15 protein-coding genes and 1 riboswitch are annotated in these 15,206 nt (G+C 72.6%); of the genes, 9 read left to right on the top strand and 6 right to left on the bottom strand.

Going from position 1 to position 15,206, the window contains the following annotated elements; all coding sequences use genetic code 11:
• Window positions 1-77: 77 nt before the first annotated feature.
• The 3 genes from ADK57_RS05815 to ADK57_RS46970 are packed head-to-tail and all read right to left on the bottom strand — an operon-like array spanning window position 78 to window position 2,218.
• Window positions 78-707 carry an MBL fold metallo-hydrolase gene (locus ADK57_RS05815; RefSeq protein ID WP_053748253.1) on the bottom strand — a complete coding sequence of 210 codons (630 nt, stop codon included), beginning with the start codon at window positions 705-707 and terminating at the stop codon, window positions 78-80.
• Window positions 707-1,795, bottom strand: a complete 1,089-nt coding sequence (locus tag ADK57_RS05810) for an S-(hydroxymethyl)mycothiol dehydrogenase (RefSeq protein WP_053748360.1) — start codon at window positions 1,793-1,795, stop codon at window positions 707-709. Before ADK57_RS05810 ends, ADK57_RS05815 begins: the two co-directional genes overlap by 1 nt.
• Window positions 1,796-1,840: 45 nt before the next feature.
• On the bottom strand, window positions 1,841-2,218 hold the full coding sequence (locus ADK57_RS46970; protein ID WP_234389986.1) for a hypothetical protein: 378 nt from the start codon (window positions 2,216-2,218) through the stop codon (window positions 1,841-1,843).
• Between the two features lie 91 nt (window positions 2,219-2,309).
• Here ADK57_RS46970 and ADK57_RS05800 point away from each other — a divergent pair, with 91 nt between their 5' ends.
• The gene (locus tag ADK57_RS05800; protein ID WP_053748251.1) at window positions 2,310-4,064 is read left to right on the top strand and encodes an ABC transporter ATP-binding protein; all 1,755 of its coding nucleotides are present in this window, start codon (window positions 2,310-2,312) and stop codon (window positions 4,062-4,064) included.
• Between the two features lie 13 nt (window positions 4,065-4,077).
• On the opposite strand, the gene ADK57_RS05795 is transcribed toward ADK57_RS05800, so the two are convergent.
• Window positions 4,078-4,923: a (2Fe-2S)-binding protein gene (locus ADK57_RS05795; RefSeq protein ID WP_053748250.1), complete on the bottom strand. Its 846-nt coding sequence runs from the start codon at window positions 4,921-4,923 to the stop codon at window positions 4,078-4,080.
• Window positions 4,924-5,061: 138 nt separating this feature from the next.
• Here ADK57_RS05795 and ADK57_RS49795 point away from each other — a divergent pair, with 138 nt between their 5' ends.
• From ADK57_RS49795 to ADK57_RS05760, 8 genes are all read left to right on the top strand, one after another.
• The gene (locus ADK57_RS49795; RefSeq protein ID WP_159050016.1) at window positions 5,062-5,235 is read left to right on the top strand and encodes a hypothetical protein; all 174 of its coding nucleotides are present in this window, start codon (window positions 5,062-5,064) and stop codon (window positions 5,233-5,235) included.
• An 86-nt stretch (window positions 5,236-5,321) separates the two neighbouring features.
• Window positions 5,322-6,512 (top strand): ATP-grasp domain-containing protein, encoded by a 1,191-nt coding sequence (locus tag ADK57_RS05790; protein WP_053748249.1) that lies wholly within the window; start codon window positions 5,322-5,324, stop codon window positions 6,510-6,512.
• The gene (locus tag ADK57_RS05785; RefSeq protein WP_078972973.1) at window positions 6,509-8,239 is read left to right on the top strand and encodes an IucA/IucC family protein; all 1,731 of its coding nucleotides are present in this window, start codon (window positions 6,509-6,511) and stop codon (window positions 8,237-8,239) included. The genes ADK57_RS05790 and ADK57_RS05785 overlap by 4 nt, the downstream gene beginning before the upstream one ends.
• Complete coding sequence (locus tag ADK57_RS05780; protein ID WP_199830486.1) at window positions 8,236-8,775, top strand: hypothetical protein; 540 nt, start codon at window positions 8,236-8,238, stop codon at window positions 8,773-8,775. Before ADK57_RS05785 ends, ADK57_RS05780 begins: the two co-directional genes overlap by 4 nt.
• Window positions 8,775-10,553, top strand: a complete 1,779-nt coding sequence (locus ADK57_RS05775) for an IucA/IucC family protein (protein WP_053748248.1) — start codon at window positions 8,775-8,777, stop codon at window positions 10,551-10,553. The genes ADK57_RS05780 and ADK57_RS05775 overlap by 1 nt, the downstream gene beginning before the upstream one ends.
• Complete coding sequence (locus tag ADK57_RS05770) at window positions 10,550-11,755, top strand: type III PLP-dependent enzyme (protein WP_053748247.1); 1,206 nt, start codon at window positions 10,550-10,552, stop codon at window positions 11,753-11,755. Before ADK57_RS05775 ends, ADK57_RS05770 begins: the two co-directional genes overlap by 4 nt.
• A gap of 353 nt (window positions 11,756-12,108) precedes the next feature.
• Window positions 12,109-12,477 (top strand): nuclear transport factor 2 family protein, encoded by a 369-nt coding sequence (locus ADK57_RS05765; protein WP_053748246.1) that lies wholly within the window; start codon window positions 12,109-12,111, stop codon window positions 12,475-12,477.
• Between the two features lie 19 nt (window positions 12,478-12,496).
• A riboswitch (ZMP/ZTP riboswitch) is annotated at window positions 12,497-12,580 on the top strand.
• Between the two features lie 23 nt (window positions 12,581-12,603).
• Window positions 12,604-13,452 (top strand): bifunctional 5,10-methylenetetrahydrofolate dehydrogenase/5,10-methenyltetrahydrofolate cyclohydrolase, encoded by an 849-nt coding sequence (locus ADK57_RS05760; protein ID WP_053748245.1) that lies wholly within the window; start codon window positions 12,604-12,606, stop codon window positions 13,450-13,452.
• Here ADK57_RS05760 and ADK57_RS05755 read toward each other — a convergent pair whose 3' ends face one another.
• Together ADK57_RS05755 and ADK57_RS05750 are read right to left on the bottom strand one after the other, a co-directional pair.
• A complete protein-coding gene (locus tag ADK57_RS05755) occupies window positions 13,453-14,427 on the bottom strand; it encodes a CU044_5270 family protein (RefSeq protein WP_053748244.1) in 975 nt (324 codons plus the stop codon).
• Entirely contained in the window at window positions 14,420-14,977 is a 558-nt protein-coding gene (locus ADK57_RS05750) for an RNA polymerase sigma factor (RefSeq protein WP_053748243.1), read from the bottom strand. Before ADK57_RS05750 ends, ADK57_RS05755 begins: the two co-directional genes overlap by 8 nt.
• Between the last annotated feature and the right edge of the window lie 229 nt (window positions 14,978-15,206).

The raw sequence follows: 15,206 nt of genomic DNA, 5'->3' as shown, positions 1-15,206 counted from the left end.
CCGGGGGCGCTTCGACCGCTTCGGCTTCGGCGTCGGGTGGGCGCTGCGGCGGTGTGCTGCAGGCGGCCCGCGGTGGGTCAGTGGCCCCGGGCGATCCACTCCTGAAGGTGCGGGGCCTCGGCGCCGATGGTCGTCGGGTCGCCGTGACCGGTGAAGACCTTCGTCTCGGGCGGGAGCGCCAGCAGGCGGTCGCGGATCGAGTCGATGATCGTCGGGAAGTGGGAGTAGGAGCGGCCGGTGGCGCCGGGGCCGCCCTGGAAGAGGGTGTCGCCGGTGAAGACGGTGGCGAGGTCCGGGTCGTACAGGCAGACCGCGCCGGGCGCGTGCCCCGGGGTGTGCAGGACCCGCAGATCAGCGCCGGCGGCCCCGATGACCTGGCCGTCCTGCAGCCAGGCGTCGGGGTCCCGGTCCGGGTGGGTCTGCTTCCACAGCGGCAGGTCGTCGGGGTGCAGCCAGATCGTGGCACCGGTACGGTCCGCGAGGGCGGGCGCGGCGTCGATGTGGTCGTTGTGGGCGTGGGTGCACACGATGGCCGTCAGGCGGCGGTCACCGACGGCCGCCAGGATGGCGTCGGCGTCGTGGGCGGCGTCGATGACCACGGCCTCGTGGTCGTCGCCGACGATCCACACGTTGTTGTCGACGTCCCAGGTGCCGCCGTCGAGCGTGAACTGTCCGGAGGTGACGAGGCGTTCGATGCGCGCGGTCATCACAGCACCACCACCGAGCGCAGGACGTCACCGTGGTGCATGCGCTCGAACGCCTTCTCCACCTCGTCGAGCTGGATGGTCTCGGTCACGAACGCGCCCAGGTCCAGGCGGCCCTGGAGGTGCAGGTCGATCAGCATCGGGAAGTCACGGGAGGGCAGGCAGTCTCCGTACCAGGAGGACTTCAGAGCGCCGCCCCGCCCGAAGACGTCGAGGAGCGGCAGTTCCAGCTTCATCTCCGGGGTGGGTACGCCGACCAGGACCACCGTGCCGGCCAGGTCGCGGGCGTAGAACGCCTGCTTGTAGGTTTCCGGGCGGCCGACCGCCTCGATGACCACGTCTGCACCGAAACCGCCGGTCAGCTCGCGGATCGCCTCCACCGGATCGGTCTCGCGGGAGTTGACCGTGTGGGTGGCGCCCATGGAGCGGGCAGTCTCCAGTTTGCGGTCGTCGATGTCGACCGCGATGATCTTCGCCGCGCCCGCCAGGTTCGCTCCGGCGATCGCCGCGTCCCCGACGCCGCCGCAGCCGATGACGGCGACCGTGTCCCCACGGCCGACCTGCCCGGTGTTGATCGCGGCACCGATTCCGGCCATGACCCCGCAGCCGAGCAGACCGGCGACCTGCGCCGAGACCGACGGGTCCACCTTCGTGCACTGCCCGGCGGCCACCAGGGTCTTCTCGGCGAACGCGCCGATGCCCAGGGCCGGGGACAGTTCCTGGCCGGTCGAGGCGAGGGTCATCTTCTGCTCGGCGTTGTGGGTGTCGAAGCAGTACCAGGGCTGCCCGCGCAGACAGGCCCGGCAACGCCCGCACACCGCACGCCAGTTGAGGATCACGAAGTCGCCGGGGGCGACATCGGTCACCCCCGCGCCCACCGACTCGACGACGCCCGCCGCCTCGTGGCCGAGCAGGAAGGGGAAGTCGTCGCTGATGCCGCCCTGCTTGTAATGCAGGTCGGTGTGACACACCCCGCAGGCCTGCACCTGCACCACGGCCTCACCGGGACCGGGATCCGGCACCACGATCGTCTCCAATCGCACCGGCTCGTCCTTGCCCGGTGCGATCACGCCGCGTACTTCCTGCGCCATGGTGCCGGCCCCTTCCATCGGCTCGTGTCTGTCCCTGCCCCGACCCTACGCGTGACTGATCAGTAACGGGACGGCATCCCGAGCCGTCCACCGCCCGGTCACCGCAGGAAGTCCCGCACGGCCCGGGCGAGCCTCTCCTCGCCCCCGGCCGTCCGCTCCACCGATGGCCGGCCGCCGGTGCGGGACGTGCACCAGGGTGTCGGCGACCTGTCGGGCAGAGGTGCCGGGGAGGACCGGTCCGACGAGGACGACGTCGGCGTGCGCGGCGGCCAGGACGGCCGTGCGCAGTGCGGCCTCGTCGAAGAGGCGGGCGGTGGACGCGTAGAGCACGACGAGGTCGAGGCCCGAGGTGGCGCGGAACACCGGGTCGAGCGTGGCGCCCACCGCGAGCACCACGGCTGTCTGCCCGGCGGAGGCGACCACGCGCCCGTGGTCTGCGTGGCACGCGACCGGCCCGCCCCGCGGGAGGGAGCCGACGTAGCCTGAGTGCTCCGCCCGACTTCCGAGGAGCGCCGTGAGCATCGCAGAGACCGAGTCCGGCCCGCCCGCGTGGCGGCTGCTCCTCGGTTACGTACGACCGCACCGGTGGTCCCTGCTGGCGGGCGCCCTGCTCTCGCTCGTCACCGGGGCCACCGGACTGCTGCTGCCGCTGGTGGCACGGGAGTTGATCGACGACCTGTCGCACGACCGGACGATCACCGGGGCGTTGATCGCCATGTCGGGACTGGTGGTCGCCAACGCGGCGCTGGGCGCGCTGGGTTCGTACGTGCTGCGGCGCACCGCGGAGTCGGTGGTGCTCGGCGCGCGGCGCGCCCTGTCGTCGTATCTGCTGCGGCTGCGCATCACGGCCGTCGACCGGACCGAGCCGGGCGACCTGATGGCCCGCATAACCTCGGACACCACCCTGCTGCGTGAGGTCACCACCGACTCGCTCGTCGGCCTCGGCACGGGCGGGCTCACGCTCGTCGCGACGGTGGTCATGATGGGGCTGGTGGATCCGGTACTGCTGGGCGTCACACTGGCCGTGATCCTGGGCGCGGGCACGGTCCTCGGCGTGATCGTGCCGCGCATCAACCGGGCCAGCCGGCGGGCACAGGACGCGGTCGGCGTGATGGGCGCCTCGCTGGAGCGGATCCTCGGCGCGCTGCGCACGGTGAAGGCGTCCGGCGCCGAACACCGCGAGGAGCGGACGCTGCACGCGGCCGCCGAGGAATCGTGGCGGCAGAGCGTGCGGGCCGCCAAGTGGTCGGCGGCGGCGGGCAACACGGCGGGGCTGGCCATGCAGATCGCGTTCATCACGGTGCTCGCGGTGGGCGGGGCGCGGGTGGCGACCGATGCGATCGACGTGGGCACACTGGTCGCGTTCCTGCTGTACGTCTTCTATCTCATGTCGCCGATCCAGCAGGTCGTCGGCGCGATCACCCAGTACCAGACGGGTGCCGCGGCCCTCGCCCGGATCCAGGAAGCGCTGCGGTTGCCGGCCGAACCGGCGGACCTGCCCGCGCCGTTGCCCTCCCCCGGCGCCGAGCCCGCGGCCGTCGCCTTCGCGGGTGTCCGTTTCCGGTACGCCGAGGACCTGCCGTACGTCCACCACGGCGTGACCTTCGAGGTGCCCGCCCAGGGCATGACGGCGTTCGTCGGCCCGTCCGGCGCGGGCAAGACCACCGTCTTCTCCCTCATAGAGCGGTTCTACGACCCGGAGTCCGGGCTGATCACGCTCGACGGGCGGGACGTCGTGGACTGGGAGCTGCCCCGGCTGCGGTCCGCGATCGGCTATGTCGAGCAGGACGCACCGGTGCTGTCGGGTTCGCTGCGGGACAACCTGCTGCTGGGCAACCCGGAGGCGGGCGAGGACGCGCTCACCAGGGTGCTGAAGACGACCCGCCTCGACGGTCTGGTGGCCAAGCTGCCCAAGGGCCTCGACACGCTGGTCGGGCATCGCGGCACCAAGCTGTCGGGCGGCGAGCGCCAGCGCGTCGCCATCGCCCGTGCCCTGTTGCGCCGCCCCCGGCTGCTCCTCCTGGACGAGGCCACCTCGCAGCTGGACGCGGTGAACGAGGCGGCGCTGCGCGACACCGTCGCGGATGTCGCCCGTACGACGACGGTGCTGGTGGTCGCGCACCGGTTGTCCACGGTGACGATGGCGGACCGGATCGTCGTGATGGACGCCGGGCGGGTGCGGGCGGTGGGCACCCATCGTGAACTGGTCGCCGCCGACCCGCTGTACGCGGAGCTGGCCGCCACGCAGTTCCTGGCGACGGCCGGGTGACGCCTGAGGGCGCTCAGCCCTCCAGCCTCCGCAGCCGCTCGGCGTCGCAGGTGCGGGGGCAGGTCACGCAGGCCTCGGCCGGCCGGATCGCGTAGAACATGCAGCAGCCGGCGCGGGTGCGCGTGACGTGCCGTCGGCCGTCGTCGCCCACCAGGTGGCGGAAGTCGGCGCCGGAGGGGTACGGCGCCACGGGGGCCGGCAGGACGTCGGTGGCGGCCCGCAGGGCATCACCCTCCTGGCCGAGCATCCGGCCGAGGTACCAGATCCCGGAGACGAGGTCGTCGGAGACCATGCCCCACAGAGTGCGCGCGCCGCGTCGTACGGTCGGGCCGATCGCGGCCAGCAATGGACGCATGTGATCGGCGACGGCCATCCTCAACGCGGCCCGCAGCTGCTGCTCCTGAGGGAGCGTCAGCACACCGGGCAGCGCGGCCACCGGGTCGCCGGCGAGGCAGGCGAGTTCGGCGCCCGGGGTGATCACGTAGGTGCCGGAGGCGAGGTCCAGCCGGAGGTCCTCAGGCCGGATCCGGGGCACGCGCCGTTCGAGATACCAGACGCCGCCCATCAGCAGCCCGACGGACCAGGCGTAGTCGTGCAGGGCGCGGGAGGCGGCGACATGGCGTCGCGGGACCATCCCGTAGCGGCCCTCGATCCGGGCGGCCTCGGCATCGACGAAGGCGTCGAGCTTGCCTTGATCCGACGTCAGTTGTTCTGCCGTCACGCCCACTTGAGCCGCTCCGTCGCCCGGCTCCGCGATCCGCACGGTGAGCGCTTCGCAGACGCCGGCCAGTCGCCCGTAGACGTCGGCCAGGGCATGGGTGACGGCACCGTCCGGCGAGGTCTTCAGGGCCACGGACATCGGCGCTCCAGAGCAGGGAAATCGGGCGGGAAGTCAGACAGGCAAGGCTTACCTTACCTGTAAGATCACAGGGCAGTGATCAAGGGGGTTCTCCCGCGTGATCACAAAACCCGCACGTCACAGGGATGCCGCAGTCACTTGAAAACCGACCACCAGACCCAGCAGCAGGGTCGGCAGCACCGGCCACAGCACGTCCAGGGGCCGACCCGACAGCGACCCGGCGCGCCGGCACCGGGCCTCGTCGTGCAGGCCGCGGAGCAGATACGCATGGACGTGGCGAAGGCGACCGGCGTGGAGATCCCGGTGAAGTAGGCAACTCCCGCTGTTCTCGGTGCGGGCCGCACCGCGCGTGCGGCCGCGTCAACCCCCCACCCGCTAGTGGAAGTTGTCTCAGAGTCATGCGCCTGTACCTGCTCGCCCTCAATCCGACCGACTCCGTCACCGAGGGCTTTCTGCCCGCCGCCGCCCGCCTGGGCCTGGACGTCACCGTCCTCACCGACCAGCCCGACGCGCACCGGGCCACGTATCCGGACGTCGCGATCCTGGAGTGCGACGTCCGCGACTTCCGGGCCGTGATCACCCGGATCTCCACGCATCACCGTCCCGACGCCGTCTTCACCAACAGCGACCACCTCCAGACCCAGGCCGCCCTGGCAGCCGCCTACTTCGGCCTGCCCGGCAAGGACTGGCGGGCCGCCCTGCGCACCAAGGACAAGGCCGAGATGCGCCGCCGACTCGCCGCGGCCGGCGTGGACGGCGTGGACGGCGTGGACGGGGTGTGGTCGGCCGAGCTCACCGAACCCGCCGCGCTCGACGCCCCGTACCCCTGTGTGGTCAAGCCGCGCGAGGGCGTGGCCAGCGAGGACGTCGTCCTCGTCGAGAACTCCGAGGAACTGGTCACCTGCTCGAAGGAGATCCTGGACCGGCGCCCGGGTGCCGTACTGGTCGTCGAGGAGTACCTCCCCGGCGAGCTGTACACCCTGGAGACCCTCGGCGACGGCACCGCCCGCCATGTCCTGGGCGGTTTCCACACCGAGCTGTCGCCGCCCCCGTACTTCATCGAGGAGAGGCTCACCTTCGTCCCGGCCCATCCCGAGCCGGTCGTCGCACAGGTCCTGGAGCAACTGGACGCGCTGGGCGTCGGGTTCGGCGCCTGCCACACCGAGTTCGTGGTGCATGCGGGCCGGGCACGGATCATCGAGGTCAACTACCGTGCCATCGGCGACCAGTGCGACCTGCTGCTGGCCCGGCTGCTGGACATACCGCTCTTCGAGCACATCCTGCGCACCCACCTGGGCGAGCCGCTCCCGGCCGGCCTGGGCGCCCGCCGTGACGGGGCCGCGTGCCTGGAGTACCCGTGCGCCGACCGTGCCGGAACCCTCGTCGGCGCTCCGGCCGCCACCGAACTCACCGTCGACGGCGTCCATCTGACGTACCGTCCACTGCGGTCGGTGGGCGAGCGGCACGCGCTGTACCGCACCAACCGCGATTACCTCGGCGTGCTGCGGGCTTGCGGCACGGACCAGTCGACGGTGGACCGCGTCTCGGCCGAGTTCCTGGCCGCCCGGCGCTGGGAGATTCAGCCGTGACCGCGCCGGCCGCCACGGACGCCTGTGCGCCGGAACTGCTCACGCGCGTGCTGAGCGCCCTCCTGCGCGAGGACGTGGTCGGGCTGCGCACCCGAAGCACCGTCGTACCCCGGCCGGACGGCGACTGGCTGCGGCTGCCGGCGCCGGAAGGCGACGCCCTGCTGCTGCCGGTCACCGAGGACGGTTACCAGTGCGTGTACGCCGCGCGGCTGCCGCACCTCGTGCGCGAGTCCGACGGCGCCGAGCTGACCTCATGCGACAGCGTGCTCGGCGCACTGTGTGCGCTCGCCGAGCCCGAGGACCGGGGCGGCTTCGACGCGTTCGCCGAGGAGTGCCGCCAGACGCTGGCCACGATGCGGCTGCACGCGGCCACGCGGTCGGAGCCGGCCGGGCTGCTGACCGCCCGGCACGGCCACGACCCGGCACGCTGGACCGGCCTGACCGCCGGCCTGGCGTACGACACACTCGCCGCCCGGCTCGATCATCCCGTCTACCCGACGGCACGCGGACGTTCGGGACTCACCGGCGACCAACTGCGCGCCTACGCACCCGAGTTCCATCCTCGGTTCGCGTTGCGCTGGCTCGCCGTGCCCCGGGACGCGGTCACCCTGACAGGCGCGCTTCCGGCGTTGTGGCCCTCCCCGGCGGTGCTCGGTCTGCCGGAGTTGCAGCGCACGCATGTGGCGTTGCCGGTCCACCCGTTGACGCTCGGTGCCCCTCTCGACGAGGCGCTGCGGGCAACCGGCCTCGCGGGCAGCGCCGTGCTCGCCGACCGGGCCCACCTCGAAGTCGTGCCGACCCTGTCGATGCGTACCGTGGCGACGGCTGCGGACCCGGCCCTGCACCTCAAACTCCCCTTGGCCACCGCCACGTTGGGCCTGCGCAACAAGCGGTCCGTCAAGCCCGGGACGCTCGTGGACGGCGCGGCGGGGCAGCGGCTGCTGGAGGCGGTGATCGCCCGTGAACCCCGTTTCCGGGACACGGTCCTGCACGCCGACGAGACGACCTACGCGCACGCCGGGCACGAGCTGCTCGCCGTCCTGTGCCGGCGTCACCCGGCCGGGCTCGACGACTCCGTGGTCGTACCGATGGCGGCACTCCTCGCGGAGGCCCCAGACGGACGGGCCGTCATCGAGCACCTCGCCGACCGTTTCCACGACGGGGACCCTCTTGCTCTCCTCGATGCCTGTCTGACGCTGCTCTTCGACTGGCAGACCACGCTCTTCGGGTACGGGATCGCCCTGGAGTCGCACCAGCAGAACGTCTCACTGGTGCTGCGACCGGGCAGTGTGCGGCTGCTGTTCAAGGACAACGACGGGCCCCGCGTCAACACCGAGCGGCTGGACGCCGTACTCCCCGGGCCGTGGGGCTTCGACGACATGCGGACCTTCGTCCGGGGCGACGGGCCGGTCGCCGACCTGTTCGCCACCATCACCGTCCATCTGTGCGCGGGCGCCTACGCGTTCGGGCTCGCCCGGCAGGGTCGCGCCCCGCTGCCCGCGCTGCTGGCGCTGGTGCGGGAGCGGTTGACGGAGGCGGTCGACCGGCTCGGCGGGGAGGCCGGGGCGGCGCTGCGCGCCCTGGTCCTGGACGCACCGGCGCTGCCGGTGAAGGCGATGGTCACGGCCGGGACACTGCTGTCCAAGGAACGGTCGGGCGCCGCCGACATCAACAAGCACTACACCACCGGCCCCAACTACCTGCTGACCGGCCGGGGTTCGGCATGAGCGCCGAGGCCCTGAAGCTGCCCCGCTCCGCGTTCGGCCGGGGCCGGGTGCAGGCCGTGGCGGGGCGGCACCCCGGCACGTCACCACTCCTGTCCGAGGGCCTCGTCGCCGTGCCCCACCTGTGCTGTCCGGTGTCGGCGCCGACGGTGCACTCCACGTCCCGGAACCGGCCCCGCGCCGGGATCGCCCTCGGCTTCGTCGGTGTCGCGGTCGGCCTCGGCGGACACGGCGTCGCCGGTTCCCCGCCCGCACTGATCGCCGTACGGCTGCTGCCGGGCGCCGGGCTCGCCCTCCGACTGGTCTGCCTCCGGGTGCCGGCCGCCGACTGTGCCCGGGGGCGGGCGCCCGGCGGGCCGTTCGGTGCGCTGGAGTTCTTCTCCAAGGCCGGCGCGGTCGCCGCCGGCGTGGCCCCGGCGGCGGGAAGTGCCCGCTTCCGTCCGGCCGCACCCGTGCCGACCGGCGGTGCCGCTGCCGCCGTCACCGTCCTCGCGATCACCGTCCCCCCGCTGAAGTTCCGCACCCGCTGGAGCCGCTGATGCCCTCGCTGACCCACTCGCCCGGGAGCGCCCCCAAGCTCTCGACTTCGTTCGAGCCCAAACCCAAAGGGGCCGCGCTCTCCCCCGCCGAACTGCCCACCGCCGACGAGGTGGTGGCCCACACCCTCCTCAACTGTCTGCTGCGCGAGGTCTCCGGCCCCGAGCACCAGTCCGTCGTCACCGACGGCCGGCTGCTGCTGCGGCTGCCGCGCCGCGGGGTCCTGCTGCGCGTCGCCCTGCGCCGCACCTCGCTGCTCGGCGCACACCGGTTCACCGGTCCGGTGTCCGAGCAGCGCGAGGGCGGCTGGAGGGAGGTGGACTGGCGGCGTCTGGCCGAGTACACGCACGACGAGCTGTGGCTGCGCACCGGCGTGCGCAACGAGGAGTTCCTGGAGCAGATCACCTCCAGCCACGCGGGGGTCACGACCGCCCTGACCACCGTACGAACCGACCGGGCCCCGGACGACCGCCTCTCGGTCTACCTCGCCTCCGAACAGTCGCTGATGTTCGGGCACCGCTTCCACCCCACGCCGAAGGCCCGCACCGGCGACCCGCGCGCCTGGTCCGCATACGCGCCGGAGGCGGGCGCCGCCTTCCCGCTGCGGCACCTCGCGGTCCGCAGCCACCTGATCGCCGAGGAGCTCGCCGACCCTGCCGCCGTCGCCCCGCTGGACCGGCAGCGCGAGGACGTCCCGGACGGCTACCGGCTGCTGCCCGCCCACCCGTGGCAGTACGAGACGCTCGGCGAGCACCCTGCACTGCGCGCGGCCCTCGCCGCCGGCGACATCCTCGACCTCGGACCCGGCGGACGGCCCTTCGCCGCCACCGCTTCCGTGCGCACCCTGTACGACGGCGAGACCTTCCTGAAGTTCAGCCTCAACGTGCGGATCACCAACTGCCTGCGCAAGAACAGCAGTTACGAGCTGTCCGGCGCGATCGCCCTCACCCGCGCCCTGGCCCCGGCCCTCGCCGACCTCGCCGAGCGCTTCCCCGGCAGCGCCGTGCTCCGCGAGCCCGCCTACCGCACCCTCGCCCTGCCCGGCCCCGACGGGACACCGGACCGCGCGCTGCTGGAGGGCTTCGGCGTCATCGTCCGCGAAGGGCTGCCGCGCCGGCTCGCGCCCGGCACCACTCCCCTGCTCGCCGCCGCCGTGGCCGACGAGTACCCGACCGGTGCCGCGCACATCTCCCGCCTCCTCGGGGGCGCGGACGAGCAGCGGGCCCTCGACTGGTGGTCGGCGTACCTCGACCTGCTTCTGCCGCCGGTCCTGGCCGCCTACTTCGACCACGGCCTGGTCCTGGAGCCGCACCTCCAGAACGTCCTCATCTGCATCGACGGCGACGGCATGCCCGCCCAGGTCCTCTTCCGCGACCTGGAGGGCACCAAGCTCGTCCCCGAGCACCACGCGGACACGCTCGCCGCGCTGCCGCCCGAGGTGGCGGGCCCGCTGACGTACGACGCGCAGCGCGGCTGGGACCGGGTCGTGTACTGCCTGCTCGTCAACCATGCCGCCGAGCTGCTCGCCGCCCTCGCCGACCTGCACCCGCAGGCGGAGGCCGCACTGTGGTGCCGGGTGCGGGAAGCCCTGCGGTCCTACGCCGACCGGAGCGGCTGTCCGCCCCGCCTGGCCGCCCTGCTCGCGGGGGTGCCGCTGCCCGCGAAGGCCAATCTGCTGACCCGCTGGGAGCGCAAGGCCGACCGCGAGGCCGGATACGTCCGGCTGTCGTCCCCTCTCGCCAAGGACATCCTGCGCGACACGACCGGGAGCACCCGATGACCGACCCGACGCCCGCGGTCCGCGACCGCATCCTCGCCCTGCCCTCCACAGAACTGCCCGCCTACGTCTACGACTTGGCGGCCCTGCGCACGCACGCCACCGCCGTGCGGGACGCGCTCCCGGAGCGGGTCGAGCTGTACTACGCCGCCAAGGCCAACCCCGAGCCGGAGATCCTCGCCGCGCTCGGCCCGTACGTCGACGGCTACGAGGTGTCCTCGGGCGGCGAACTCGCCCATGTCGCCAAGGCGGTACCGGGACGGCCGCTCGCTTTCGGCGGTCCCGGAAAGACGCCGGACGAGGTGACGGCCGCCCTGGAACACGGAGTCGAGCGCTTCCATGTCGAGAGCGAGTACGAGCTGCGCATGCTGGCCGAGTTGGCGCGGCGGATCGCGCCGAGGCGGCGGGTGGCGGTCCTGCCCCGCGTCAACCTGCCGGTGACCGACGGGTCGTTGGCGGGCAGTGCGCTGGCCATGGGCGGCCGACCGACGCCCTTCGGCATGGATCCGGTGCGGGCCGAGGCGGTGGTCCACGCACTCGCCGACGGCACCTACCCGCACCTCGAACTGCGGGGCATCCACGCCCACTTGGCGAGCGGCCTGCAGGCGGCCGAGCAGCTGTCGGTGGCCGAGACCGTCGTCTCGTGGGTGACGGCCCTCGGTGTGCCCCCGGCCGAGGTGAACGTCGGCGGCGGCATGACCGTCGACTACACCCACCCGGAGCGCCGCTTCGACTGGGCCGCGTACGGGAACGGTCTCGCCCGGCTGACCGAGGCGCACCCGGAGCTCACCCTGCGCATCGAGCCGGGGCGGGCGTTGACGGCGTACTGCGGCTGGTACGCCACCGAGGTGCTGGACGTGAAGCGCAGCCACGGCGAGGAGTTCGCCGTCGTCCGGGGCGGCACCCACCATCTGCGGACCCCGGCGACGAAGGGCCACGACCAGCCGTGTTCGGTACTGCCGGTGGACACCTGGCCGCACCCCTGGCCACGTCCGGCTGCGGAGGGCGAGCGGATCACCGTGGCCGGACAACTGTGCACGCCGAAGGACGTGCTGGCCCGACAGGTGCCCGCGCCGGGGCTGAGGGCGGGTGACCGGGTGGTGTTCTCACTGGCGGGCGCCTATGCGTGGAACATCTCGCACCACGCCTTCCTGATGCACCCCGAGCCCGGCTTCCACTTCCTGGATACGGCGTCCGCGAGATGAGACCCGGGCATGCGTCGAGGGCCGCCCGGATCTCCGGACGGCTTCGGGGAGCAGGCGGGAACGGTCGGCCTGGAGAGCGGGCAGCAGGCCGGTGCCGGGGCCACGAGGTCGGTGACCCGGTGCAGCTCGTTCAGCCCGTTCAGCTCGTCGACGCGGTTGAGCGCGGCCATGTTGAGCTCATGCTCTCAACAACGCCCAGGGGGCCTTGGCGGACACGTGCGCCCGACGCCGCCACAGGTCAGGCGGGGCGCGCGGACTGCGCTTGCCGAGCCCGCCGGAGCAGAGGAGTCTCGAAGGGAGAGGCCTCAGCGGCCCGCTCCTCGCCGGGCCGCGGCCTTAGAAGGAGGTTCATCATGGCCACAGCGGCAGGCTCCGGCTTCGACACCGAAACGTTGCGCCTGGGCATCGAAGGACCGATCGCGGAGACTCTAGTGTCGCTCTACGCGGACGACGCCGAGATCCGGATAGTGGACCGCAACACCCAGCCCAGCCATCCCAAGGTCCTGCACGGCCGTACCGAGATCGCCGAGATGTTCGACGAACTCTCAAGCCGCGAGATGACGCACAAGCTGGAACGGTGCATCGTCCAGGGCGACCAGCTCGCCTTCAGCGAGTCCTGCGAGTACCCGGACGGGGTGCGCGTCCTCGCCGACTCGATGGTGTCGCTGCGGGACGGGAAGATCGTCGAGCAGACCATGGTCCAGGCCTGGGACGAGCCGTAAGGAGCAGGAGGTTACGCTGGTGGCGGGCCGTGACTGGCGCTGAGGTGGAGCACCACCGGGGAGCGGCCCGCAGAATCGAATGCCGTGCGCCTGGGCGATCCCGTCGAATCAGCTCAGGAGTGGATCATGTCTCAGGCCCGGCTCATGGACGGCACCGCGCTCGCCCGGCGCACCCTGGAGGACACCGCCAAGCGGGCGGCCGGCCTCACCGAGCGCACGGGGCGGGCGCCCTGCCTGGCGACGGTGCTGGTCGGGGAGGACCCCGCGTCCGTCACGTACGTCCGGATGAAGCAGAACCGCTGCCGCAAGGCCGGCATCGAGTCGCGGCACGTGGCGCTGCCCGCCGCCACGACCACCGAGGAACTGGTCGGCACGCTGCGGGCCCTGTCGGACGACCCCGGTGTGCACGGCATCCTGCTCCAGCATCCGGTGGGAGCCCACATCGACGAGCGCGCCGCGTTCGAGGCGATCGCGCCCGAGAAGGACGTCGACGGCGTCACCTTCGCCTCCTTCGCGACGATGAGCTTCGGCCTGCCGGGCTTCGTGTCCTGCACGCCCGGCGGGATCATGCGGCTGCTCGACGAGTACGACGTCGACCCGGCGGGCAGGCGTGCGGTGGTCGTGGGCCGCAGCGCGATCCTCGGCAAGCCGGTCGGCATGCTGCTCCTCGCCCGCGACGCGACCGTCACCTACTGCCACTCCCGCACCCGGGACCTGTCCACGGCCGTCCGCGAGGCGGACATCGTGGTCGCCGCCGTCGGCCGGCCCCGGCTGATCGGAGGCCAGGACATCAAGCCCGGCGCCGTGGTGATCGACGCCGGGTACAACGCAGGGAACGTCGGCGACGTCGACTTCGACTCCGCCGCGGAACGGGCCTCGCTGATCACGCCGGTGCCGGGCGGCGTCGGCCCGATGACGATCGCCACACTGCTGGAGCAGACCGTGACCGCCGCCGCCCGGCAACTCGGGGTGTGATCAGCGCATCCAGGAGCTGTACTCCATGACGTCGCCCGCCCTGACGCCGTACTCGGGCTCGTCGACCGTGAAGGTCGCCTCCAGCCCGAGGACGGCGCCGGTGGCCGGATCCATGATCAGCATCCGGCGGGCGCCAGGCGCGTCGTACACGTACGCCTGGCCGCGCCGGCCGAGACGGTCGGTCACCTGACCGGCCGGCCGCAGCCCCTCGGTGTCCCCGAGGAGCCGGGCGAGCGCCGCGTTCTCGCGGGCGCCGAGGGTCCAGTGGTCCAGCAACACACCTACCGCGTCAAGGAGTTGGGGCGTGGTCAGCGGTGTGTCGCTGTACTGCGCCTCCTGCAGATAGGCGCGCAGCCGCGTCGGGTCGTGCGGCGGCTGCGCCTCGGGCGGCGCGTCGCTCCAGCTCGGCCCGAAGGTCTGCCTGCTGATGACGTGGCCGTCCTCGACCGGGCGGGGCTCGCCGTCCTCGTCGGACAGGACCGGGCGACCGGGATGCCTCGGGTCGGTCGCCACGACCAGTTCCGTGTGGCTGTCGTCGGCCTTCCAGCGCACGATGCGCTCTTCGGCGAGTGTGACCGGGGGTTTGTCCTCGGACATGCCCATGCTCCACGACAGGACGTGCGTGCCCTTGCGCAGCCTCGGCGAACCGTCGGCCGCATCCTGCTCGGCACGCTCGACGATGCGCTGCAGGGGTACGGGAGTGGAGTCGGCCCGCACGACCAGCGCGCGGGGGGCCGCGACCGCGGGGGGCGTGTTCGGGCCGCCGAGTACGAGGGTCAGCGCGAGGGCGGCGACGACGGCCGTGGCGACGAGGCCCCAGGCCAGCCGGGCGCGGCTCCAGGAGCCGGGGGTCTGCTCGTGCAGCAGCCGGTTGAGGTGCCGCTCGGCATGGTGGTCCAGGGGGCCGTCGCCGAAGTGGGGAGCGTCGGCCCGGACCGGGTTGGCGCGGCGCAGGAGTTCCAGTTCGTCAGCCATGGCCGTGTTCCTTCGACGGGTTCGACGCGTGTGCGTCGGCGGCGATCGCGGGGTGGATGCGGTCGATCTCGGCTCTCAGCCGCCGACGGGCCCGGTGCAGCCGCATCGAGGCGGCCCGTCTGCCGCAGCCGAGGGCCACGGCGACCTCGTCGACGCCGAGTTCCTCCCACGCCGTCAGACGCAGCACCTCCTGGTCGGCCGGGGAGAGCCGCGCGAGCGCGTCGTGCACCCAGCCGCCCGGTGTCTCGGCGTCGGGGCCTGCCGCGATGTACCGCCCGTGCGCGGTGTCGTCGTTGCCGAGCCGGTCGACGAGCCGGCGACGGCGCCCGTGGCCGCGTACCGCGTTGGCCAGGCAGTTGCGTGCCACTCCGTACAGCCAGGGCAGCGGGGACGCCGGCAGGTCGGCCCGGCGGCGCCAGGCGACCGTGAACACCTCCGCCACCACTTCCTCCACCTCGCCTGCACGCCCGTCCAACCGCCGCGCGACGTAGCGGCTGACCGCCCAGTAGTGCTCGCGATAGGCAGCGGCGAAGTTCTCGTCGTTGCTCATGTTCCGTTCGTGTCCGGCACCTTCGTGATCGTCACACCCGTCTTTCGTGACGTTCGTCGCTCCCGTCGAGTGTGACCTCCGGGCAGGGCGCGGACACAGGCGGGGCATGAGACACCTCAAGTGGCTGACGACCACTGACCACAAGACGATCGGCACGCTGTACCTGGTCACGTCGTTCGCGTTCTTCTGCATCGGTGGCGTGATGGCGCTGTTGATGCGCGCCGAGCTG

Origin of the sequence: Streptomyces sp. MMG1533 (genome assembly GCF_001279775.1) — a bacterium.
In the GTDB taxonomy this organism is placed as follows: domain Bacteria; phylum Actinomycetota; class Actinomycetes; order Streptomycetales; family Streptomycetaceae; genus Streptomyces.
Note: the sequence above shows the minus strand (reverse complement) of the source record. Positions and strands in the feature narration are given on the sequence as shown.